Raw genomic sequence first — 24,314 nt, forward strand, 5'->3', positions numbered from 1 at the left:
CTGATTATTGTATTTAAAATACGATCTCAATACCACCACCATAATATTTCAATGTAGGATAGTTACGTCCACTGTTTGCACCACCGGCATTCATGCTGTTACCAAATTCAGAAGACTCCGGATCGATAAATTTATTTTTTGTGATTGTTAATAAATTCTGTCCGGTTGCATATACCCGTACTTTGCTCATACCTATTTTCCTTGTTATAGTTTCCGGAATAGTATAACCAATTTGTAAGTTTTTCAATCGCAGATATGCTGCATTATAAATGTTTCTGTCGGATGAATGCTGGTAATTGTTCGCATACGAGGATGTTGCATAATCATTTATCAACCGTGGATATTTGGCATCTGTGTTGCTCGGACTCCAATAATCCAACTGGTGTTCGAACATGACAAAATAATAACTTCCATGAAATGGCTCAACCATTTCGCCACGTAATGCCATATCACGTTTGCCTACACCTTGCCACAGCATATTGAAATCAATCCCTTTCCAGTTGAGTAAATAGTTGAATCCAAATATATAGCGAGGGAAAGCATTGCCCAAGATATAACGGTCGTTGTCATCTATAACTCCGTCTCCGTTGCGATCTACATACTTCACGTCTCCGGGTGACAAGTTTGCTCCAATAAACACTGCTGAATTCCGTATTTCTTCTTCGTTCTGATATAGGCCATCTGTTTTAAATCCGTAATAACTATGCAGAGGAACGCCTTCGCGAACAATACGTTCTATTCCGTCGACTTGAAAAATATCCTGTTTGCCATATTTGATTACTTTATTAAAAGAGTCGCCTATATTGAATCCGAAGTTATGAGTAAAGTCGGAATGATTCAGACGATAGTTGATAGACAATTCCCATCCGCTGTTTCTCATTTCTCCAATATTTTTATAGGGCACAGCTCCTCCTAATGTGCTCGGAGTTTGTGGAACTAATAAAATATCGGTAGTGTATTTATTAAAGTAGTCGAAAGATAGACTCAACGTGTTTTTCAGCAAAGTAGCATCAAAACCGATGTTGAATGTCTTTGTCTTTTCCCATGACAATGATTCATTGCCAAAGGTATATCCTGTACCTGTTACCGGAGTTTTATTAAATCCATATTGATTTTTGTAAATATCGTATGTGGTAAAATACTGATAGTCTGGCACAGACTGCGTTCCCAACAAACCATACGAACTTCTAATTTTCAGGTCGCCTACTTTTTCTTTCCAGAAAGAGAAAATTTCTTCTTCTGAGATTCGCCATCCAAGAGTCGCTGATGGGAAGAATGCCCATCGATGTCCTTTTGCCAACAATGATGAACCGTCGTAACGGCCACTCACTTCAACATAGTATTTGTCCATATATGAATAGCCCAAACGACCTAACCACGAATGAAGAGCACGTTCTACTGTTCCACCAGGTGTGTTGTAGCTGCCGGGATCTATTTCGGTGTCATCTGTATCTGTATAGAGATCAGGGTCGACATATTTTCTTTTTATCTCATTAGCTTCTCTGCGGAATGACTCTGTTGTATATCCCAATACCCCCGTAACATTATGTACTTTGTTGAAAGTACGGTTATATTCTAGTAGGAACTGGGTATTCAACATTGTTATTTTTCCGTTATAGTCCTCAATACTATAATCTTTCTTATCACTCTCATTCGTTATTTTATCCCTGTCGATATAATCATATACCGGGTGATAACGTCTTTTTATAAGGCGGTGTTCCGACCTTAGGTCATAGCCTAATACAGCTTTCGCTTTCAATCCTTTCCAAATGTTTAGCTCTCCGGATACAACCCCTTGAAAATGGTCGTCATTGTTTGTTGTCAGACCGCCATGATATAAGGTGGCAAGGAAATTACCTCCAGTGGTTATGTCTGTATTGTAATATTTTCCATCTGCATCGGGATATATGTCATACGTATTGTATGTTGGTACACGCATTACATCTGACAACCACAAGCCACCTCTGTCCGAACGTCCTTCTTGTCTGTCGTATGCCAATAATGCAGTCAGTTTCAAACGTTTAATGTCAGTTACAATATTACTTCTGAAATTGTATCTCTTAACACCAAAATCCTGTCCCTTATAGTTACTTTCCTGATCGTAATATCCGAAAGAAATATTGTAAGAAGTAGATTTAGATCCTCCTTGTACGCCTAAATTATAACTTTGTTGCAGAGCATTCTTCAGTATCGCTTTATATCCCCACTCACTGTCTCCTTTGGCAAACTGATGTATTTCCTCTGCAGTATAAATAGGATCTTTTCCTGCGTTTACATACGAGTCATTGCGCAACAATGCGTTTTGATAACCCGGTAGCGGCTTCAATAAGATATCTGGATTTTGTGATCCGACGGAGGCGCTGAAAGATACCTGTGGTTTCATATCCAAATGACCTTTCTTTGTGGTAATCAGTATGACTCCATTGGATGAACGTGATCCATAAATGGCGGCTGTACCGGCATCTTTCAATATAGAAACATTTTCTATATCACTAGGGTTAAGCATATTCATTGCTTTAACATCGTCGGCAATCATTCCGTCTATAACAATTAGAGGATCGTTGTTATTCATAGAACTGACACCTCGAATATTAATATTCATCGTGTTGTCATTCGGATTCATACTACGTTGCTGGATAGTGAGACTCGGTGATGCTCCTTGCAATGCCTGAGTCAGGTTGGCTACCGGACGATCTTTAATAAGTTTATCTTTTACCTGATCGACTGCCCCTATCACATGTTTACGGGTAGTAGTACCATAACCGATAACGATAACTTCATCCAATAATTTCGAGTCTTCTTTCATAACAAGAGCAAGCAATGATGCGTTTCCAGCTTTTCTCTCAATGGTATTAAAACCTACATACGAGATTACTAACATATCATCACCGTTGCAACTGATGGAAAATTTTCCATCTGCATCCGTGATTGTGCCATTGGTTGTGCCTTTTATGGCAACGCTCACGCCAATCAACGGTTCACCTTGCTCATCCTTCACAGTGCCTTTTACAGTTTTCTCTGTTCGGGATTGTTGTGTGACACCAGTTTGAGCAAATCCTTTTGTGGTATTTCCTGCGTATAGCAGTATTAAACCGGTTAACATTAATAGTTTACATATTCTATTAGTCATATTATAACTATTTTTATTGATAATAAATTGTGATTTAATAGTTCGATTTTTCGATTGTACTTATTCGTAAATTGTTGTTTTACATAGTTTTAGTTATTTATTATTATACTTGAAATACTATTCTGCTTCGTCTAATCCCTTTGATACCTTCTTTATTCAGACAGTGAATTGATGATTTCCTGGTTAATCTTTCTAATACGATCTTCCTCTACTTTAATAACCTTTCTGTCATAAGTTATTAAGCCATTTACTTCTCCTTCGACATCTGTAGTTTGTGTGTATACACCACCGGATATTCCACTTTTTACCAAATTCAGTAATTGTCGTCCGTATTTCACATATTCGTCTGTAACTTCTTTTGCGCTCTTGAATTGTACATATCCCCAGTTTTTATCTGGTTGCCATAAATGATCTGTAAGCGGCATACCTATTCCTCCATATTCACCGATAACAGTAATTCGTTCGTTATCATACATCATCATCTCTGGTGAAGGATATTTATGGAAATCGAGAATGTCTCCAACTTTAAGATAATGATTGCCGCCACTTGCCGGGTTTACTAGACGTGATGGGTCATAATACTGCGTCCATTCTGTAATTTCCTGCGTTTTGAACTGTCCCCATGCCTCATTGAACGGAACCCATATAGCAATAGACGGATATGGCATCAAATAATCCATTATTTCTTTCCATTCTTTGCGGAAATTTTGTTCTGATTCGATAGAGCGCGTAACCTCTTTTCCATCAAAGTAGTGGTGCATATCCCAATGAGGTCCTTGGTCGCCATTTGGCATATCTTGCCATACCAGTATACCTAAACGATCGCAATGAGTATACCAACGTGCTGGTTCTACTTTTACATGTTTGCGAATCATATTGTATCCGAAGTCTTTTGTCTTCACAATATCATATTTCAATGCTTCATCTGTTGGTGCTGTATAAAGTCCATCAGGCCACCATCCCTGATCTAATGGTCCAAAATGGAATATATCCTTGTTATTCAATTGCATACGTATTATGCCATTTGCATCGCGTTTTTTCGACACCTTGCGCATTGCGGCATAACTACTGACTTTATCTACTGATTTTCCCCTTTCGATGAGGGTAACATCCAGATCGTAGAGGAATGGAGATTCGGGCGACCAAAGTTTCGCATTCGGAATAGCGATATCCAATGTCTGTCCTACAACGCCTTTTGCCGAAGCGATCACTTTATTGTTATCCTTTAGTTTTACTTCTACAATATCAGATGACTCCGTATTCTTTGTACACACTTTCACTTTTAAATTGTTATTGTCTATATTGGCAATGGGGGTAATGCCGACAATGTGCTTGTTATTTACTGGTTCCAACCAGACAGTTTGCCAAATACCTGAAACAGGTGTGTACCATATTCCATTAGGATTAGTCACTTGTTTGCCTCTTGGTATAGAACTATCGCTTGTAGGATCCCATACTTTAACTACCAGTTTTTGATTTCCTGAAGTAAGGAATGGGGTTACATCGAAGCAAAAAGGTGTATATCCTCCAGTGTGACTTCCTATTTTAATATTGTTAAGGTAAACTTCTGCTTTCCAGTCCACTGCTCCGAAATGTAGTATTACATTTTTGCTTTTCCAATCGGAGGGAATTGTAAACGTACGTCTATACCATAGCTCTTTTTCTTTACCCAGTTCTTTTTGGACACCTGAAAGGCTTGATTCTACCGCAAAAGGAACAAGAATTTTTCCATCGAACGTCTGAGGTTCCTGTTGTCCCATAGGCAAAATGGCATAGTCCCACAAACCATTCAGATTTTGCCACTTATCGCGTTCCATTATCGGACGAGGGTACTCTGGCAAAACATTATTAGGGTCAATTTTTTCTGCCCAAACCGTTTTAATTTTATCACCCGCAGGTTTCCACTGCGCAAATGATGATACGGAAGAAAAGAGTAAAATAATTAATAAAAGAAATGTTTTCATTGATAATAGATTTTTGTATGTAATTAGTTTAAATATTTAAAGGCTGTAGGGAATGCGAAGCTTGAATGCTGTTTCCAAAAGAAAGGAAGATTACTGCATATCTGATAAGCGGTATTTTCTTGTTTGTCAGTTTTTCCATGGTATTGAATATATGGTTATAAACTTATCTTTATATTAAAATAGGGTTAACAAGCTTTCAACTTGATTGATGGCAAAAATAGATAAATTCACTATTGCAGAGGTGATATATTTGGGTAAAAAAATGGCAATAAAAGGTTTCTGTAGCTATATTGACTAAAATGTGATATAAATAAATAATAATTGATATTTTTCCACTACTGATAAAAGCGTATATTTGTCGAAACTTTCACGTTATACCATTCTTTATATGAAAAATCACTATTTGTACATCTTGCTTTGCCTCTCTCTTTATAGCATTGCCTCTTTTTCGCAGGGATACTCTAATTTTCATTTCAAGAAGTTGCAGGTGGATAATGGACTTTCTGCAAATTTTGTCTTTTGTATCATGCAAGATGCGAAAGGTTTTATGTGGTTTGGGACAAAAGATGGTTTAAATAAATTCGATGGGAATAGTTTTAAGGTATTCAGACATAATCCTCGGAAAGAGAAGACGATAGGGAATAATATTATACATTGTATGATAGAGGGTGATAATAATAAGCTCTATGTAGGTACAGAAGCAGGTCTCTATATAATGGACATAGCCGACGAGACTTTTGAAAAAGTGGAAAATACAACTGCCGATAATTTTAAAATTACCTATACTGTAACCACTATTTTTAAGGATGGCAAAGGAAATATATGGATAGGGACCAATTCGCAAGGTATTTATACTTATAATCCCGAAAAGAATGAGTTGAAGAGGGTGAGGGTAAACGGATATGATTTCGACTCAAATATAGTATGGTCTATATACGGAGATGCCTCTGATAATATATGGGTAGGTACTAGACTTGGATTGCTCAGGTATAATTCAAATACAGGCTTTTTTGATCCGATAGAAAGATTATATAGTCTCTATGATAACTCCGAGCATGAGACACAAACAATCGTCGAAGATACCAATGGTGACTTATGGCTTGGAACATGGGGTAAAGGTCTGCGTTTATACAAAAAACAGTCAAATGCATATACTACTTTTCTTAGTTCAAATAAAGAGTCTTCTGCCGTAACACGTATTATGGCTATTTGCCAATATCGGGACAATGCTCTGCTCGTAGGATCAGACAATGGATTATATATGTTCGATATTGAAAATAGAACATCCAAGCGAATCGACATTCCTAATTCTTATCATAGTTTGAGCGATCAGGCTATTGGTTCAATCTACAAAGATAGGGAAGGGGGAATATGGATTGGTACATATTCGGGTGGAGTAAATTACTTAAGTCCAAGTGTATTCAGTATAGACACCTATTATCCCGACATCTTGTCCGGATCCTTATCGGGAAAGACAATCAGACAGTTTTGTGAAGATGAAAATGAGAATCTATGGATAGCTACGGAAAATGGAGGTGTAAATTACTTTAATACGAAAGATCAAACTATCACTCAACCGATAAAAGGATCGTACTATAACGTGCATGCTTTATTGATAGATGGAGATAACCTATGGATAGGTACCTATGCGAGAGGGATTCATGTATATAATACTAAAACGAAGTCTCTATCTGTATTCAAACACAGTTCTGATAGGAAGAACAGTATTAATGATGATGGAATATACGCCTTATGTAAAACTAAAAATGGAGATATTTATGTAGGAACTCATGCTGGATTGAATAAGTACGATAGGTATAAAAATGAGTTCATTAACATAGAGCAGGCTTCGAAATTTATATACGACATAAAAGAGGATGATTTTGGTAATCTATGGTTAGCAACTTACGGTTCAGGAGTCATAAGATATCATATACCAACTAATGAGTGGATATGTTACGATTCAATATGCGATAATAGTAATCCATTAAAAGAGAGTAAATTAACTAATATTTATATTGACTCTAAAAAAACGTTGTTATTCGCAAGCGAGGGACAAGGTATTTTCTTTTACGATTATAAAACCGATAGTTTTAAGAATATATCCGAAACTGATGGTTTGCCCAATGGGGTAATATATGGCATATTAGATGATCCACAAGGCAATTGGTGGATGAGTTCGAATAAGGGAATAATCCGGATGAACATATCAGATCTGCATAATATTAAACTATATACAAGGGACGATGGATTGCAGAGTAACCAGTTCAATTATAAATCAAGTTATAAGGCTTTAAATGGAAAATTCTACTTTGGCGGAATTAATGGGTTCAGTTCATTTTATCCACAAGATCTCAATAAAAATAAGAATACAGTTTTGCCATCAATCGAAATAACTCAGATTGATATTCTAGGTAATGGAGATTCGGAACTGAATGAAGCCATACAGCAAAAATTAAACAAGCAGCAAAAGATAATATTACCCTATAACAAGTCCTCTTTTTCCATATCTTATACAAGCTTAAGCTATATAGCACACTCGAAAAATAAATATGCATATAAGTTGGAAAGAACGGATACTGAGTGGAATTATGTAGGAAATAAACAAAGTGTGACTTATGTAAATTTATCTCCCGGTAAATATTTATTCAGAGTGAAAGGCTCTAACAATGACGAATTATGGAATGAAGAAGGGGCAAAAGTGGAGATAGAGATATTACCCCCGTTTTGGTTATCCATTCCTGCCAAGATTGTATATATTGTTTTGATTTTGGTTATGGCTTATTTGATTATCTCATTTTACATAAAGAAAAGTCGGGCAAAACAAGAAAAGCAATTGGAAGCATTCAAGACCGAACAGGAAAATTTATCTTTTAAATCGAAAATAGATTTCTTCACTACTATAGCTCACGAAATAAGAACTCCGCTGAGCTTAATCTCTGCGCCTTTGGAGGAAGTTGTTAATTCAGGAGAAGGAAGCCCTGAGACTAAAGAGAATATATTGATAATCGAAAAGAATTGTGACAGGTTGACTGATTTGATTAATCAGTTACTGGATTTTAGAAAGATGGACTCAACTCAATATATTATAAATCCGGCAAGAGTAGATTTGCGCCATCTTTTAACGGATTTGTACGGACGCATCAGTAAAACAGCGCAGAAGCAGCATATTGATTTTATTCTCCAGCTCCCTCAAGATGAATTTATAGTAAATTCAGATACAGATGCATTAATCAAAATAATAGGGAATTTGCTTACAAATGCACTCAAATATACTAAAGATAAGATAGTCTTATCTCTCGTAAAGAATAAAGATGCAACTTATTCTGTTTTTGTCGAAGACAATGGCAATGGCGTCTCTGATACTTATAAGAAACTGATATTTGATCCTTTTTATCAAGTACAAAATGATAGTGGGAAAATGGGTACCGGCCTGGGATTATCTTTGGCTAAAAAACTAGCAGAGATGTTAAACGGTAATATTACTGTAAAAGACAATGAAGCTGGGGGAGCTACATTTATATTCAATTTTTCCGATTTACCACTTCTATACCAGCATAAATCCGAACTTGATAGTATTCCTCTCGAAAAGGAAATAATAAAAGATAGAAGTGTGTCAGAAAACAAAAACAGCATACTGATTGTCGAGGATAATATCGAAATGGCATCATTTATAAAGAACTCTTTGCACAAAGACTATGCTGCCGATACCGCTTTTAATGCCGAAGAAGCAATGTTATTATTAGAAGAGAATAGCTATGATATTATAATCTCAGATATTATGATGCCAGGGATAGACGGTATCTCATTTACTAAGAAATTGAAGTCGGATCTCAATTATAACCATATACCAATTATTCTACTTTCAGCTAAAACTGAAAATGCAGTTAAGATAGAAGGATTACACTCCGGTGCGGATGTTTTCATCGAAAAGCCGTTTTCTGTGTCATTTCTGAAGGCGCAAATCATAAGTTTACTCGAGAATCGCAGAACTGTGCTTGACGCCTTTAATCGTTCTCCTTTTATTTCTTACTCTGCATTAGTTACCAGTAAAAATGACGAGCTATTTCTGAGTCAGTTAAATGAAGAAATAGAAAAGCATATCGCAGACGAAAATTTCTCGGTAGAATCACTAACTGATATTTTCAATATCAGCCGTTCTCACCTACAAAGAAAGCTTAAAGCCATAGGAGGTGTAACACCAGGCGATTATTTACGGAATTACCGTCTGCGAAAAGCCTGTCAATTATTGTTGGAGACCGATATGAGGGTAAATGAGGTTGCATATAGTGTAGGTTTTAGTACAGCTTCCTATTTTACTCGTGTATTCCAGAAAGCTTATGGTATTCTACCTAAGGAGTTTATAGCCAAACATGCGAATAAAACAAAGAAGTAACCATGAAAGGGACCCGCACGTCACCGAGAATGTTACCGCATTTTTTAATAACCTGTGAAAAGGATATAAAAAAGCCTCTAAATATTCATTTAGAGGCTTTTTTGTCTATTTATACTATAGAAAGTGTGCGGATGATAGGACTCGAACCTACACGCCTCACGGCACCAGATCCTAAGTCTGGCGCGGCTACCAATTACGCCACATCCGCATGTGTAGCTTTTTTGTTTAGCGGTGCAAAGATAGGAAGATTTTCTGATTTGGCAAATAATTCGACAATAAAGTTATTCACTTAAGATTTCGAATGCTTTTTCAATCAGAGTGTCTTTGTGCTTAAGTTGGTCTGATTCAGACATATTGATAGCAATATCCGGTTCAATACCTTCTTCCAAGGGTTGCTTGTTTTTATCGAAATGCGGACTGGCGGAGAAACGGATGCTCCATCCATTAGGTAATTCCGACGAGAAAGGAAGTCCCGAACCGCCTCCGGTCCAGTCACCTAACTGGATGATTCGTTTATCTTCATTGTCTTTGTTTAAGCTACGCATCGCATTCACAAAGTCATTGGTAGCACTATAACAGCGACGATTGGTCAGGATGATTACTTTCTTTTGCCACCGGATACTGTTGGATGGTTCCAGATAGATCGGCTCCATCTTGGAGAAATCATTATGTCCCGGTCCGGTTTTATGCTGTATATATCCGGTGAGCGCTTTCTCGTTAGTAAACCGGGCGGCGATCCGGGTGGAATTGGTCAGGTTTCCGCCTCCGTTATCACGTACATCGATGATTAATCCGTTGCAGGTGGCCAGGTAGAGAAGAACTTCATCCAAGTTGCCGTCTCCGACTCCGGAGCTGAAACTTTCGTAACGAATATATCCTATGTTGTTATCGAATATTTTATACTTTAAACCGGCGGATGTGTAGTATCCTGTACTGGCACTACCCAGATAAGTTTGATAGAGAATGTCTTCCCGGTAGTTCCAGTCGTAACCCTGATACCATTCATCGTAGAAAGAAGTACGTTTGGCAGAGGATAGATTGACGTGTCCGTCTTTTAAAATGTATAGCATCTGGCTTAGGATGTCAAACAGATCGTCATTAGACATTGTCGGAATAATCAGTGGGCTATATTTGTCGTGAACGGCATCCCAGTCAATACCTTTTGCTTCCAGAAAACAATACTGTTCGTCGATGATCTTCCATAGTTGTTCGAAGTTTCCTACAGGATCATTAGCGTAGTCTTCTTCTCCGATGCAACCGGTCAATACCGGAAGACAACAGAGCAGCCAAAGCATTTGTCTAATCTTATTTCTCATTCTTAATTGATCTCACTTGAAGTTTCAACATTAAATTTTTGTTCTCTTAGTAGGCTCTGACCGATGAAGGCAAAGCTGTTCCTTTTTTGTTTCGGATACGGTATAGGTCTTTCACAAATCCTACCATGAATACGTGCGAGTAGGTATGTGTCTTGATATTGTTTACATTGGATTGTTGCAAATCGGCCAGATAGCTGAATCGCATTTTGGTATATCCTATCGGTAAGTCGACGGAGAGCATCTGACGCAGTGAAGGTTGGTTGTGCAGGGAGGTGAACTTTATCACTCCACTCGAATTTCCCAGAGAGAATATCTCGTAATAAGATTGTCCGTAGTGCGGTGAGAACATCACTCCCATCACCGGTAGGTTGACCTGATAGCGTAATACCATCGGGTACCGTTTGATTTTCAAATGCCAGATAGCCATTCCAGAGGCATCCAGGTTGACGTATGCCCGTGCGGATGCCGGATTGTTGGTGTTCCGGAGATTATAGACAAAGCCTCCGTTGGCATCTATCAATCCTCCGGCTAATAATTTGAAATTCTCCGTCAGCCGAAACTGGTAGTGTAATCCGTAATTCCAGTTGACTAATCCGGAGAAGGTATTATTGTTGTCGGCACGGTTGTGGGTATAACCGATGTCTGCCTGAAAGAAATTCTGTACAGACACATTTCCATCGAATAACTTGGTCATCCGAATCGTCTCGCGGGAAATACGGAAGTCGATTCCTTTGTATTCCTGCGGCGAAAGATAGGTGTCGAATACGTTGGTAAATCCTACACCGTACATGGTGGCACGTGTTACATACCGATGGGTTTGCAGACTGTCAATCTGCGCTTGTAATCTGGTGCAAAGGGCGAACAGGATGCATCCTGTCAGCCCTAGGTATATTAGTTTTTTCTTCATCAGAATAATTTCATCTGCCCGGTGATCTCATCAATAATATCGCCTTCGCTCTTATCGCTGTCCGGGTCCAGATTTTCCGGTTCCTCTTCCGGGCTTTCCTGTTGCTCTTGCGCAGGTTCGGGGAAGCGGGTCGGTTCAAGTTCGTTGATCGTATCCACGGCATAGGTAGTGATACGTTTTCCTTTGGCTTTGAACCCTTTGACAGCAATGAATTCATCTGCATCGATATCCAACGGATCACGGAAACTGTCGTGTCCGCCAAATATTACTTCCAGGCGTGGATAGTATTCGTCGGTCAGCAAGATGAGGCGGTTATTCTTATTCTCTCCCAGATAGTTCTGTTTGCGGTTGGAGGCCTCGAAGCAGAAACGTTTCAGGTACGGGTAATTCTGCTGATCGGCATCATAAAGTGCGGCAGTCCATATCTTGTGCGGATCGAATTTCTCAACGATGCTCACATTGTCTTCGTAGTGATTGCTCAAGTCGAAGTTAGTGGTGTAGAAGTCACCGTTGTTCAGCACAACCAGTATGGAGTCGTCACTTTGGAATTCTCCCAGGTATTCGCCGCGTCCATCATAGTTGAGGCGAAGTATGTCACGGTCGAACCAGACTTTACGTCCACCGAGAGTAGAGCCGCCTTTCTGTTTCAGGGATATTTTGTGTACCGGCAAGCGGGTGAGAATTACCCCCCGTGCCTGGCGTCCCTTGATACTGACTTCGCTGAAGTCATGCTCGAAGATGATGCGGCGTACACGCGGGTTCGGCTTCAATGTCACTTTGATAATTTCGGCTTCTCCGTTCGGGTTGGCACTGAAATAGGTAATTCGTGAATCGGGAGTTCCCAGTGTCACATCATATTCGCGGTCGCGGACCACGGAAGTTACGGCGAAACGTTTTACGTAGGTCGTTCCTTCTTTTCCGTCACGGTAGGCTACGTTGTAGATCGTACGTTTATCGTTCTTCTTGAATACATTGACATAAAGAACGTTCTTACCGACAAATTTCTTATCGGCAACGGGGGTGACGATATACTTACCATCACGGAAGAAGATAATGACATCGTCGATATCCGAACAGCAGGCTACGAACTCATCTTTCTTCAAGGTTGTTCCGATAAATCCTTCTTCACGGTTGATATAGAGTTTCTCGTTTGCTTCTACTACTTTGGCTGCTTCGATGGTGTCGAAGTTTCGCAATTCCGTGTGACGCGGGAAATTCTTGCCGTATTTGTTCTTCAGCATCTGATACCAGTTGACGGTATAATCCACGATGTGAGCCAAGTGGTTATCAATCTCGGCAATTTCCTCTTTCATCTTGGCGATCAGTTCATCCGCTTTGTCTGAGTTGAATTTTAGGATACGCCCCATTTTGATTTCCATCAACTTGAGAATATCTTCTTTCGTAACTTCACGGATAAATGTCGGATAGTAAGGTGTCAGACGTTCGTCGATATGTGCACAGGCTGCATCCATGTCTTTGGATTGCTCGAACTCTTTATCCTTATAGATGCGTTCTTCGATAAATATCTTTTCGAGAGAAGAGAAATGCAGGGATTCCAGAATTTCTCCTTTCTTGATTTCCAGCTCCTGCTTCAGCAAATCCATCGTATTGTCTGCCGACTTTTTCAGGACTTTGCTCACAGTGAGGAAATGTGGCTTACTGTCATCGATAATACAGCAGTTGGGCGAGATACTTACTTCACAGTCAGTGAAAGCGTACAGAGCATCAATCGTTTTATCTGATGAGGTGCCGGGTGCGAGGTGCACCAATATTTCTACGTTGGCAGCCGTATTGTCGTCTACCTTACGAATTTTGATCTTTCCTTTATCAACAGCTTTCAGGATAGAGTCGATCACTGTCGAAGTCGTCTTTCCGTATGGAATTTCTGTGATAGCAAGCGTTTTATTATCAATCTTGTTGATCTTGGCACGTACTTTCACGGCTCCGCCACGCTCTCCGTCGTTGTATTTGGCTACATCGATAGAGCCTCCCGTCTGGAAATCAGGATATAGTTGGAATTCCTCTCCGCGTAAATAGCTGATAGAGGCATCACAAAGTTCGTTGAAATTGTGTGGTAAGATCTTGGAAGAAAGTCCCACGGCGATACCTTCCACTCCCTGTGCTAATAATAACGGGAATTTCACAGGAAGAGTGACCGGTTCCTTGTTTCGTCCGTCATAAGAAAGTTTCCATTCGGTAGTTTTGGGATTGAAGACAACATCCAGCGCAAACTTGGACAAGCGTGCTTCGATATAACGGGGAGCAGCTGCGCCGTCTCCGGTGAGGATATTACCCCAGTTACCCTGACAATCGATCAACAGGTCTTTCTGTCCCAACTGTACCAGGGCATCTCCGATAGAAGCATCACCGTGAGGGTGGAACTGCATGGTGTGTCCCACAATGTTAGCCACTTTGTTATACCGTCCGTCGTCCAGACGTTTCATTGAATGTAAAATACGTCGTTGCACAGGCTTTAAACCGTCATTGATATGAGGCACGGCACGTTCCAGTATAACGTATGAAGCATAGTCCAGAAACCAATTCTGGTACATGCCTGTTAACTGATGCTTTACGTTTTCGTCCCGCGTGTCCGCCGGTTTGTAGTCTGAATGTCCTTCCGTTATCTCGTTGATTTCGTCACTCATATATCAATCTTCGCTTTGCTTTAACAACAAATTATCTTCCTGAACATCAAAAAAGGGGATGTCCACGCAAAAATACGAAATAAATTCATATGAGGACGAAAAGAACTCACGTTTTTTATGATACTGATAGTTCTGTTAATCCTTTGATTTCACATTCCATACCAATAAAGCAAAAAAGACGGAGAGTAATGCGGCTCCGATCCAAAAAATATTGATATAAGAAAAGTCATAGATTTCTTTGCCATCGACAATGTTTTTATGCCCTCCTATGAGAATACCGCTCATAATATCCTGTATACCTGCCCCGATGTAACTGGCAATACCTACGATTCCTAATGCTGCACCTGAAGCGTTCCGGGGAGCAATGTCAACTGCCATCAATCCGCCCAAGAAACAGAGGAGTACTCCGATCGCAGTACCGAACAGTACCATGGATAACGCGTCTACCCAAAAGTGGACACCCGGAACTAATAGAAACAGACAAAGTGCCATTACATTCATCAGACCGAAGATGAGTGCAGGAGCATTTCTGCGCCCACTGAAAAACTTGTCGGAGATGACACCGGAAAACATTGTACCGATAATTCCACAAACCGAACCGATAGAAATGATAAAACTGGCGTCCAGTGTAGAATATCCTTTCTGGGCTTCCAGATAGAAGACTCCCCAGCTGTTTACGGCATAGCGGCTGACGTACATCAATGCACTCGAAATAGCAAGTATCCAAATTGCGGGCATCATTAGAGCTTGCCGTTGTGCCTTGTTGAAATCGGCAGCATCACCTGTTTCACTTTGCATTTGTGGATGATTGACGGCAGGCAGCCCTTCACTTTCCGGAGAATCATGAAAGAATCTCCAGACGATTAATGCCCCGATTATTCCGATACTTCCGGCTCCAATGAAACCGTATCTCCATCCTAAAGCACTGACAATGGAGGCGACAATAATGAAAGTCATTGCTTCCCCGATGTTGTGGCTTGCCGACCAGAAGCCATAGAACGATCCCCGTTTCTTATTTTCAAACCAACGGGATAATCCGACTACGCAAGAAGCAGCCCCCATTGACTGAAACCATCCGCTGATTCCCCATAATATGGCGAATAGAATGAAAGAGTGGGTGAATCCTAGGCATAAGTTTGCCAGGGCTGTAATTAGCAGTCCGGTGGACATGAAACGCCTGATATTGCTGCGGTCTGCCAGAAATCCGTTAGTGAATTTTCCGATAGCATAGGTGAAAAATAACACTGCTCCGATAATACCGAGCTCTGTTTCTGAAAAGATTCCTTCTTCAACAATCGGTTTCTTTACTACATTCAGGCTTAGCCGACAGACATAATAAATACCATATCCGGCTGTGGCGGAAAGAAAGGTAGCCCACTGCAATCTTTTAAGTTTTTTCTTGTCTTTTTTAAGAGGAGTCGCAGGAGTGCTGATGTGATAAAATTTGATAAGTTGTTTTAACATGGTGGTAGGATTTGATAGCCTAGTGAAAGGCGATAGTAATGGGAAGGTGTATCGATTATCTTCCGATACACCTTCTGATGAAGAAATAAATAAAGAGTTAGTTAGTAGCTTAATCCATCTTCCCAACCCGGATTTTGGGTTAGAATGCCTTGTGTAAGTACGCGCTGGTCAGCAGGGATAGGCCATAAGTAGTCTCTTTCCTCTTTCCAGTCTTTGCCATAAGTAACTTTGGGGAATCCGATAATATAACCGGATGTTCCGTTGGAGAGATAGATATCCTTATCCAGTTTCTTTTTATTATCACATTGGGAGGTCGCTGTGGTTTCGTAGATTTCCAGATCAGGCTTCCCGTCACCATCCATATCGTATGTTCCTACTCCGGGAACATAAATACCGTAGTAAGGTACGTAATGATTGAACATTTGTTTACCTTCTTTCCAACGGAATAAATCCCATTGTCTCAACCCTTCCATTACTAGTTCAATTGTACGTTCGCGACGGATTTCGAGAATGACGCCCTTATTCGTTCCCTGCTCAACATTCGGATAGCAAGCTGCCAGATAAGGATCAGGGTTACTGTTGGCATCCGTAAGATTCAGATCCGGCATTTTAGCCCGTTCTCGAATTTTATTGATAGAGATATCCAGGTCTTCTTGTTTGAGTGTTCCCAGTTCGGCTTTAGCTTCGGCATAATTCAGGTAGACTTCCGCTGCTCGCATCAAAGGCCAATCGGAGGTACTTTTAGCGGCTCCGTCATGATCTTTGGTACCTACAAATTTGATAGGTCTGTAGCCGCAATAAGCAGTTAAGTCATTGGCGGTCACGGTTGTTTCTCCTTTTTGGATATAGTTCGGACAAAGTACGGTTTGTTGCAGGCGTGGATCGCGGTTTTTCACCTCGTCTGTGTAAAACATTGTTTCATATCCTTGTTTATCAGTGAAACGTGTTCCGTCCGCCATCAGGTAGTGATTCATAAACCGGCGGGTAAATCCCATTTGCAGGTTAGCGATGCTGAATTGTACGGAGTGTGATAATTGCAAACCTTCGAAGTTATAAGCTCTTGCCAGTACGACTTCTGTGGTTTTGGCGTTGTCGGCACAGAACATATCTCTGTAAGGTTCCGTTCCTTCTTTATACAGGCTGAAGCCGCTTTCGTCAATAAACTGCCGGGCAGTGCTTGCTGCAATTTCCAGGTATTTCTCATAATTATCCAGTCCATGGTATTTCCGATAAGTCCCTTCATAAAGTGCAGCTTGACTGGCAAATGCCAATGCCGCCCATTTAGTGACTCTTGTGTTCCGAGTTTCTGTGCTTTTGGTCGGCAAACTGGTAGCGGCATCTTGGAAATCTTTGAGTACTTGATCCATCACAAACTCGCGGGAATCCCTGGCTTTGACTAATAATTCCTGATCTTCCGAACCCAGCACTTGATCGTACCAGGGTACATCTCCATAACGGCGTACCTTTACGAAATAGAAATAAGCTCTGAAGAATTGGGCCACTCCATTATATTGATTGCGGGCGGTTTCATCATCACAGTTGGAAGAATGTTGCAGGAAGTAATTAATGTGGCGGAGTTTGGTCCATGACCATCCGGTTTCGCTGGCAGCCGAACGGGTTCCTTCAATTACCTGTCCCATGCCTTTGTCGATCATATCATCTGCATTTGTACCGGCTGAAGCATCTGGCTCGTCCAGCAAGGTATAAAATTGATTGGTCCATAATTCCAGATCGGATTTGTTTTGAAAGTAATTCTCTGGTGTCACTGCATTTTCCGGTAGGAGTGTCAGGTCACAGCTATTGAATAGGGCTACGGCCATTCCCAGAATTATTATTTTGTTGATAGCTTTCATACTATATCTGATTAGTCATTAATTAAAAAGTTATATCTACTCCAACAGTGTAAACACGCGGGTAAGCATATCCCGAACCCGTGTTGGATGAGTAAGTGCTACTGGAGATTGCCAATTCCGGGTCGATAGTTTTGTTATGCTTCTTCAGAGGCGACCAATAGTATAGATTTTCTCCCGATACGTAAACACGAACCTTTTCAAAAATACGTTTACTGATAGGCAGTGTATATCCAATAGAGAGATTCTTGAAACGCAGATAAGCGATATTCTGTATATATCGGTCGTTTATGGTGCCGAGTGAACCGCCTGAATAGGATTGATAACCTCTGATACGTGGGAAGAAAGCATTTCTGTTGTCTTCTGTCCAGCAGTCTTCCGGAAATGATTTTTCTACAAATGAGGTAGAAGGGAAAGAATATGGTCCCCAGAATGAATTTGCTCCCTGTGAGGTGGTACTATAAGACGGGTACCAGTCTCTTTTTCCAATTCCCTGGAAGAAAGCGGATACGTCGAAACCGTTCCAGCTCGCATCCAGACGGAAAGAATAACTGTATCTGGGAGTTGTGTTTCCAATGATTTGTTTATCACCAGGATCGTCTACTGTTCCAGCTCCGGCCCCAATCACATTGTCACCGTTTAAGTCAGCAAAGCGTACGTCACCGGCACGCAGATAACCGTCGACCTTACTGCTATAAACACGTCCGTTCACGGCTTTGTCATTGATCTTTGCCTGATATTCTGCTGCTTCCTTATCTGTTTTGAACAATCCGTCTACATGGTATCCCCAGATTTCTCCCATCTTCTTGCCTACATAATGGTCGGAGATCAGTTTGTCCGGATTATTGTATTTGGTGATTGTCCGTTGGTAATCTCCCAATGTAGCTTGTATTCCATACCTGAAAGGTTTGTTGGCCACTTTGAACGAGTCGTTCCATGAAACGGATAATTCCCATCCGTTTGTCCGTAAGTCGGCACAGTTGGCTTTTGGGGTGGAAGCACCGTATACATCCGGTAACGTCAATGAAGTAGTTAGCATATCTGTTGTTTTACGAACGTAATAGTCGGCACTCATACTTAAACGGTTTCTAAGGAATGACATATCCAATCCGACATTGTAGGTTGTAACGGTTTCCCAAGTCAGTCCGGAAGAAATCGGGTTGGAAATCTTTGCGTAATATGCTTTGCCTTCTCCGTCGAAAGTATAGCTGAACTGATTGTCCGAAGTGATTGTCTGCAGATAAGCGTAATAATCTACCTGCTGGTTCCCCAGGCTACCGACAGATGCGCGTAACTTCAGGCTGCTCCACCAGTCGCCTACCGGTTTGAAAAAGTTCTCTTCGGAGATTCTCCATCCGGCAGATACTGAAGGGAAAACTCCCCATCTGTCTCCTTCTGCGAACCGGGAAGAACCATCGGCACGACAGGATACTTCGAGCAGGTATTTACCCATGTAATCATAATTGATACGACCGAAGAAACCAAGCGTTTTATAGGCGCTGATATCTTGTGATACGGTGAGTACACTTTCAGGAGTTACTGCCGAGAAGGAGTCGAGGTTATCATTGGACAGGTTAGTCATAGAAGTGTTTTTGTTGACATTGCGGTAAGTCTCATACTGGCTACCTGCCACTATTTTAAGATTGTGTTTCTTTGCCCATGAATGTTCAAATGTTGCATAATAGTTCAACATGTGAGTAACAGGGAAAGATTCGTCTTCCTCATAATTATTAAAGATACTTCCGGAAGTGAAAGTTTGCGTCACTCCCTGACTGCGTGAATACTCAAATGAATTGTTGCGATAACGGTACAATTGCTTTCTTTGTTGGTAACTGTAGTTGGCGGTCAGAGTCAGTCCCTGTAGTAACGTAATGTCAATCTGATTGACAACGGACAAGAGTGTTCTGGATTTGCTGTTATGACCTCTTCGTGACGTTAGGTATCCGCCGTCACCGGCTCCCAAGGGAGAGTTGGCATAAAGTTGGTTGGTATATTGCACAATCGTTCCATCCGGATTGAAGGGGACGAATGAGGGACTGATATTTGATTCTAGGCGGGCAATAGTCATTGCGTAGTTGGAAGTACCGTTATAATTGTAATTGTTATTATCCAGTCCGATATTTGTCGACCATTTGATCCATTTGTTTAGTTGAGCATCCATTTTGGCACGGAATGAATAATCCTTATAAAGGTCTTTGTCGATGTTGAACATACCATATTGCTGGTAGTAACGTCCACTGATATAGTAATTCACCTTTTCGCCACCTCCGGTGATAGAGACATTGTGTTCCATCTGTGGGCGGGTACGATTGTAGAAGTATCCATACCAGTCCGTATTTCCATAATAATAATATTTCCCGTCTTCTCCGATTTCCACCCATGGACGTTCCGGATTCTCAGTCATATCATTCCGGCGGTCATAGAGTTTCTGGAGCTCTTCATCTTCGTACAAGTACATATTCACGCCATTGTATGCATGGTAGAACTTGTTGGCGAAAGTGACATAATCGTATCCGGTACGGATAAAATCAGTGGAAGTCGTGTTCTGTGTCCATCCAAATCGACCGTTGTAGCTGATTTTGGCTTTTCCTTTTGTTGCAGCACTTCCCGATTTGGTGGTGATAAGTACCACACCTGCAGAGGCCTTTGCTCCATAAATGGCACATGAAGATGCATCTTTCAATACGGAAATCGACTCGATGTCATTTGCATTGACTTGGTTCAGCGGAACTTCTACACCGTCGCAAAGTACTAATGGCGTACCGCCATTGACAGAGATCCCTCCGCGAATGTTTAATGAATAGCCGGACTCGGGAGAACCGGTGCCGAAAGTCAGATTTACAGACGGATCGGCTCCTTGTAATGCATTGGCGGCAGATACTACCGGGCGGTTGTTCAGTTCTTTGCTTGAAATGGTGGATACAGCGCCTGTCAGATTACTTCTGCGTTGGCTACCATAGCCCACTACAACTACTTCGTCAATCATCAGCCTGGAAGGTACCAGACGGATTGTCTTAGTCTGACCGTCTTTTACATGAACTGTCGCTACCTCATAGCCTACATACGAAATATCAATAGTCGAAGGAATGGAAGTCTCCAGAGAGAACTTTCCATCCAAGTCGGTAATTGCTCCCTGTGCGGTTTCTTTGTTCATCACCGAAGCACCGATAACGGGATTTCCTTCTTCGTCATAGACAACCCCGGTGATTGTCTGCTTCTTTTTCTCATCGGACTTTTGCTGGCCGGTATCGGACTTTTTACTGATGATGATGCTATGTCCGTTGATGGTATAGCTAACATTCTGTCCCACGAATATCTGATCCAAAACGACCTTGATAGGCGCATTATTGGCATTGATTGACACCTTCTTACTCATGTTGATCTCGGAAGATTTGATTACAACTGAATAATTCTTGGTCTTATGTAAAGCTTCTATCGCTTCTTTTACAGTAACATTCTTTAATTGTAAGGTTATGTCTTGTGCTAGAATAGGTTGAGAGAAAAATATCATCACACAAGCAAACCAGATTGTCGATATATATTTTTTATAAATATTAGTTTGCTTCATATCAGGTTATACTACTGCTAAATTTATGGAGTTGCAGAAGTAATCATGATTACTTCCTGACTCCGGGTTATGGACATTTGTCCGTCTGTATTGAGATTGGATAAAATCTCGTCAAGAGTTTCCCCGTTAGTGAAATAAGCAATGTACGTGTTGTCGCTTAACTTTTGATCTAATATGATGATTCTGGTATCGAAATAATATTCCAGTTCCTTCACAATATCACTAAGGGGAAGATTACTGAAATAGAATCCTTCGCTTTTTGACGGACACTTGTACAGATTGGCAAGGAATGTTTCACGAACAATTTTCTGTGAGGCACGGTTGTACTGGATCATTTCTCCTTTTTTCAGAATCTCATTAGGATGAGTCGGAGTTTTGAACAGTACCGAACCTTCTACGAGTGCGACTTCTACCGTCTCAATATTCTCGTAGGCACGGAGATTGAACTTTGTACCCAGTACCTGCACATGGACGTCACCGGCAGAAATGATAAAAGGCTTGTCCGGGTCCTTTGCTACATCGGCAAAGAGCTCTCCACTGACAAAGATTTCTCTTTTATCTTCTGTGAAGTCGGAAGGATAAATAACCCGCGTGCCTGAATTGACATGGAGCTTCGTTCCATCCGAAAGAGTGAGTGTTTGATGCATACCGTGTGGTACGGTGATATCATTCCAGTGTGTATTTGCCTTCTTGTCAAGAAGTAAATATCCGGCTAAAAACAAAAGTGGTATAAAAAGGACGGCTGCTACACGCTGCATCCAGCGGATTGAGTGCTGAAGCCTTGGGCGTAGTATGCGAACCTGTTTGGGTTGAATAGCTTTTTGAAATTTCTGAAAGGCTTTTTGAGATAACTCACGGTCCTCTATTTGAATTTCAGAGATAATCTCACGGAAACTCTGGTCCATCAGGTTATTGTCATTTTCTGTCAACCACTTTTGGATTTCTATTTCTTCCTCGTGAGAACACTTATCGTAGAAATAATCTTTTAATATGTCGTTAGTTATCTTCATAGCGTATTTGTTTAAAGTACAAAAATGCATTTTTTTTCTTTATCTGTGAGTATATTATGTTGATTATTTCCGAATAAGATATTCTATTGGGGATAGATTCGTATTCTTAATCTGATCTCATATTCATAAGCACTTGTTTTTATTTAATATAGTGAAGTCAGAAGGAGCAATATAAAATTTCTCATGTTTCTTTATCTGATAAATAGAGTAATAACTTCGAGAGGCTAATCGTGGCGTCCGATTTTCTTCAGGTAGCTGATTAATAACTCTGGTCGGTCCGTTTGTATGATGGATGTACCGAAATCTAGCACCTTTTGGTAAACTTCTGCCCCGTGTTCAAAAGCGTAGTCATCGTATATACCAGCTTCTTCACCTCCGCAGAGCGAGGTCCAAAGGGTGTTTACCCAGATCTTGGAACCTTGGGCAAGGATATCCTTCATACATTTTCTTACTTCCGGAGTTTCTTGTTGCCAGCATACTTCATAAGCCAAAGGGACGATTTTTTTGTCCATATATTGGCGGAATAATTCCTGTCCGCTTGGTTTGTTAATATCAATAATGGGCATGTACATCATAGCGTGCTTATACTTCTTTGCCTGTGCATCTACAAAATCTACCGGTTTTTTGCCTTTAATCAGGATTTGTTCTGTGACTCCCAGTTCTTCTGTAATAGCCATCACTAAATCATAATATTGATACCCTTGGTCTATATTAACCACTATACGGTCTTTGCAAACAGCCAATGCTTCTTTTAAAGTCGGCATCTTGTATTTGGTAGGGCAGTTATGTCCAGTTTTCAGGAAACAGTTTTTGATATAATCGTAAGTTACGTCGCTGACTCTGCCTTTTCCTGTAGTAGTCCGGTCAATGGTACCGTCGTGGCAGAGGACAAGTACACTGTCGGCTGTTAGCTTCAGATCCAGTTCCATAACATCAACTCCCATTCGGATAATTGATTCAATGGCGGGGATCGAGTTTTCCGGGTAATCTCTCCAGTCTCCCCGGTGAGACACTACTACTACATAGTCTGTTTTCGGGTTGTGGATGGCTTCTATTATCTTTTGCGCATTTGTCTTGCCCGAAGTGACAGGAGTGGCTGCAAAAGTGCTTAGAGTCAGCAAGAGCAGAAGTCCGGCGAATAAAATTCTTTTTTTCATATTCATATCATTTTAAGGATTAATTCTTTTTGAATAAAAGAGGGCGAAGCACAAGATGTTGAAGATCGTAGGCTGTGATGATGACATGGCCTTCGTCAAAATCATTCTCGAATGTCACTGTAAGAGTATGAGTCTCTTTGTCGAGTGTTGCTTTAACGTTTACTGCCTGAGCAATAGTAATTATCGCGTCTCCTGCTGATGTTCCCGTCACTTCATATTCAATTTTCAGAGGACTGGCAAGGTCAGTCACCTTGGTAACCGCTTCAGCTTTCAACTTGAGATTCAGTGAATTGAACACTTCCAATGTAAGGGTTTCTCCGTTACCCAATGTGATATTGAGATATCCATCGTCAGTTTTGGATATATTCTTAAAAATGGCAGTCGCGTCGGTGGTAGCTGTAATAGGAGTGCCTTTGCTATCTTTAAGGACTTCACCGTTGACTGCCCAGTAACCGTCGGCGTTTACCCCCATTTCGGGGGTATAGCCGCAGACTGGGACTTTTTTCCCGGCATCATCAGTGAGCCAGTTTGTTTCATTGTCAATGGTTGTAGTCCAATAATACAATTGGTCATCATCGCTGAGGCGTACACCTAGTATCGGAGCTTCTATTACATCTTCCTGGGTTGCTACGACGACTGCTTTTTCTTCATTATTGCTATCTTTGTAGGTAATGACATATTGTCCATCCGAGTTCCGGGTAACGGAGGTGATAACATTTCCTTCCGTCAGATAGCTCAGCTTTGAAATATCTTCGTTGAGTTTATTCGCTTTTGTTTGAAGAGCAGTTATTCGCTCTTTGAAATCATTGAGCTTATTCTGAATCGCGGAGTCGTCATAATCCCCACAACTGGTTAGCAGGAGGGAAAGAAGCAACGAACAGAAAAAATATATTCTTTTCATATCTTG

Annotated in this window: 12 protein-coding genes and 1 tRNA gene; 1 reads left to right on the plus strand and 12 read right to left on the minus strand. The window is 40.8% G+C overall.

Features of this window, described 5'->3' with window-relative positions; genetic code table 11:
* Positions 1 to 13 precede the first annotated feature (13 nt).
* Together DXB58_RS19200 and DXB58_RS19205 are read right to left on the minus strand one after the other, a co-directional pair.
* Positions 14 to 3,130: a TonB-dependent receptor gene (locus DXB58_RS19200; protein WP_122137919.1), complete on the minus strand. Its 3,117-nt coding sequence runs from the start codon at positions 3,128 to 3,130 to the stop codon at positions 14 to 16.
* Positions 3,131 to 3,282: 152 nt separating this feature from the next.
* Positions 3,283 to 5,094 carry a glycoside hydrolase family 2 protein gene (locus tag DXB58_RS19205; protein ID WP_122137920.1) on the minus strand — a complete coding sequence of 604 codons (1,812 nt, stop codon included), beginning with the start codon at positions 5,092 to 5,094 and terminating at the stop codon, positions 3,283 to 3,285.
* A gap of 388 nt (positions 5,095 to 5,482) precedes the next feature.
* On the opposite strand from DXB58_RS19205, the gene DXB58_RS19210 reads away from it, so the two are divergent.
* A complete protein-coding gene (locus tag DXB58_RS19210; protein WP_122137947.1) occupies positions 5,483 to 9,490 on the plus strand; it encodes a two-component regulator propeller domain-containing protein in 4,008 nt (1,335 codons plus the stop codon).
* Positions 9,491 to 9,616: 126 nt separating this feature from the next.
* On the opposite strand, the gene DXB58_RS19215 is transcribed toward DXB58_RS19210, so the two are convergent.
* The 10 genes from DXB58_RS19215 to DXB58_RS19260 form a co-directional block, all read right to left on the minus strand.
* Positions 9,617 to 9,698, minus strand: a tRNA-Leu gene (locus DXB58_RS19215).
* 73 nt (positions 9,699 to 9,771) lie between these two features.
* Entirely contained in the window at positions 9,772 to 10,806 is a 1,035-nt protein-coding gene (locus DXB58_RS19220) for a S41 family peptidase (protein ID WP_122137921.1), read from the minus strand.
* Between the two features lie 46 nt (positions 10,807 to 10,852).
* Complete coding sequence (locus DXB58_RS19225; RefSeq protein WP_008642868.1) at positions 10,853 to 11,713, minus strand: DUF3316 domain-containing protein; 861 nt, start codon at positions 11,711 to 11,713, stop codon at positions 10,853 to 10,855.
* Positions 11,713 to 14,358 (minus strand): DNA gyrase/topoisomerase IV subunit A, encoded by a 2,646-nt coding sequence (locus DXB58_RS19230; RefSeq protein ID WP_122137922.1) that lies wholly within the window; start codon positions 14,356 to 14,358, stop codon positions 11,713 to 11,715. Before DXB58_RS19230 ends, DXB58_RS19225 begins: the two co-directional genes overlap by 1 nt.
* Before the next feature lie 135 nt (positions 14,359 to 14,493).
* Entirely contained in the window at positions 14,494 to 15,822 is a 1,329-nt protein-coding gene (locus DXB58_RS19235) for an MFS transporter (RefSeq protein WP_122137923.1), read from the minus strand.
* Positions 15,823 to 15,923: 101 nt separating this feature from the next.
* On the minus strand, positions 15,924 to 17,675 hold the full coding sequence (locus DXB58_RS19240; protein ID WP_122137924.1) for a RagB/SusD family nutrient uptake outer membrane protein: 1,752 nt from the start codon (positions 17,673 to 17,675) through the stop codon (positions 15,924 to 15,926).
* A 22-nt stretch (positions 17,676 to 17,697) separates the two neighbouring features.
* Positions 17,698 to 21,240, minus strand: coding sequence for a TonB-dependent receptor (locus DXB58_RS19245; protein ID WP_122137925.1), 3,543 nt, complete (start codon positions 21,238 to 21,240; stop codon positions 17,698 to 17,700).
* 23 nt (positions 21,241 to 21,263) lie between these two features.
* The gene (locus DXB58_RS19250; RefSeq protein ID WP_122137926.1) at positions 21,264 to 22,250 is read right to left on the minus strand and encodes a FecR family protein; all 987 of its coding nucleotides are present in this window, start codon (positions 22,248 to 22,250) and stop codon (positions 21,264 to 21,266) included.
* Positions 22,251 to 22,474: 224 nt separating this feature from the next.
* Positions 22,475 to 23,413 (minus strand): glycerophosphodiester phosphodiesterase family protein, encoded by a 939-nt coding sequence (locus DXB58_RS19255; RefSeq protein ID WP_122137927.1) that lies wholly within the window; start codon positions 23,411 to 23,413, stop codon positions 22,475 to 22,477.
* A 13-nt stretch (positions 23,414 to 23,426) separates the two neighbouring features.
* Positions 23,427 to 24,308: a PL29 family lyase N-terminal domain-containing protein gene (locus DXB58_RS19260; protein WP_122137928.1), complete on the minus strand. Its 882-nt coding sequence runs from the start codon at positions 24,306 to 24,308 to the stop codon at positions 23,427 to 23,429.
* Positions 24,309 to 24,314 lie beyond the last annotated feature (6 nt).

It is taken from the genome of Bacteroides sp. OM05-10AA (assembly GCF_003439055.1).
Taxonomy (GTDB): Bacteria; Bacteroidota; Bacteroidia; order Bacteroidales; family Bacteroidaceae; genus Bacteroides; species Bacteroides intestinigallinarum.

Coding starts and splice junctions, on each gene's coding strand:
- DXB58_RS19200 (WP_122137919.1), bottom strand. CDS start 3,130: ATGACTAATAGAATATGTAAACTATTAATGTTAACCGGTTTAATACTG.
- DXB58_RS19205 (WP_122137920.1), bottom strand. CDS start 5,094: ATGAAAACATTTCTTTTATTAATTATTTTACTCTTTTCTTCCGTATCA.
- DXB58_RS19210 (WP_122137947.1), top strand. CDS start 5,483: ATGAAAAATCACTATTTGTACATCTTGCTTTGCCTCTCTCTTTATAGC.
- DXB58_RS19220 (WP_122137921.1), bottom strand. CDS start 10,806: ATGAGAAATAAGATTAGACAAATGCTTTGGCTGCTCTGTTGTCTTCCG.
- DXB58_RS19225 (WP_008642868.1), bottom strand. CDS start 11,713: ATGAAGAAAAAACTAATATACCTAGGGCTGACAGGATGCATCCTGTTC.
- DXB58_RS19230 (WP_122137922.1), bottom strand. CDS start 14,358: ATGAGTGACGAAATCAACGAGATAACGGAAGGACATTCAGACTACAAA.
- DXB58_RS19235 (WP_122137923.1), bottom strand. CDS start 15,822: ATGTTAAAACAACTTATCAAATTTTATCACATCAGCACTCCTGCGACT.
- DXB58_RS19240 (WP_122137924.1), bottom strand. CDS start 17,675: ATGAAAGCTATCAACAAAATAATAATTCTGGGAATGGCCGTAGCCCTA.
- DXB58_RS19245 (WP_122137925.1), bottom strand. CDS start 21,240: ATGAAGCAAACTAATATTTATAAAAAATATATATCGACAATCTGGTTT.
- DXB58_RS19250 (WP_122137926.1), bottom strand. CDS start 22,250: ATGAAGATAACTAACGACATATTAAAAGATTATTTCTACGATAAGTGT.
- DXB58_RS19255 (WP_122137927.1), bottom strand. CDS start 23,413: ATGAATATGAAAAAAAGAATTTTATTCGCCGGACTTCTGCTCTTGCTG.
- DXB58_RS19260 (WP_122137928.1), bottom strand. CDS start 24,308: ATGAAAAGAATATATTTTTTCTGTTCGTTGCTTCTTTCCCTCCTGCTA.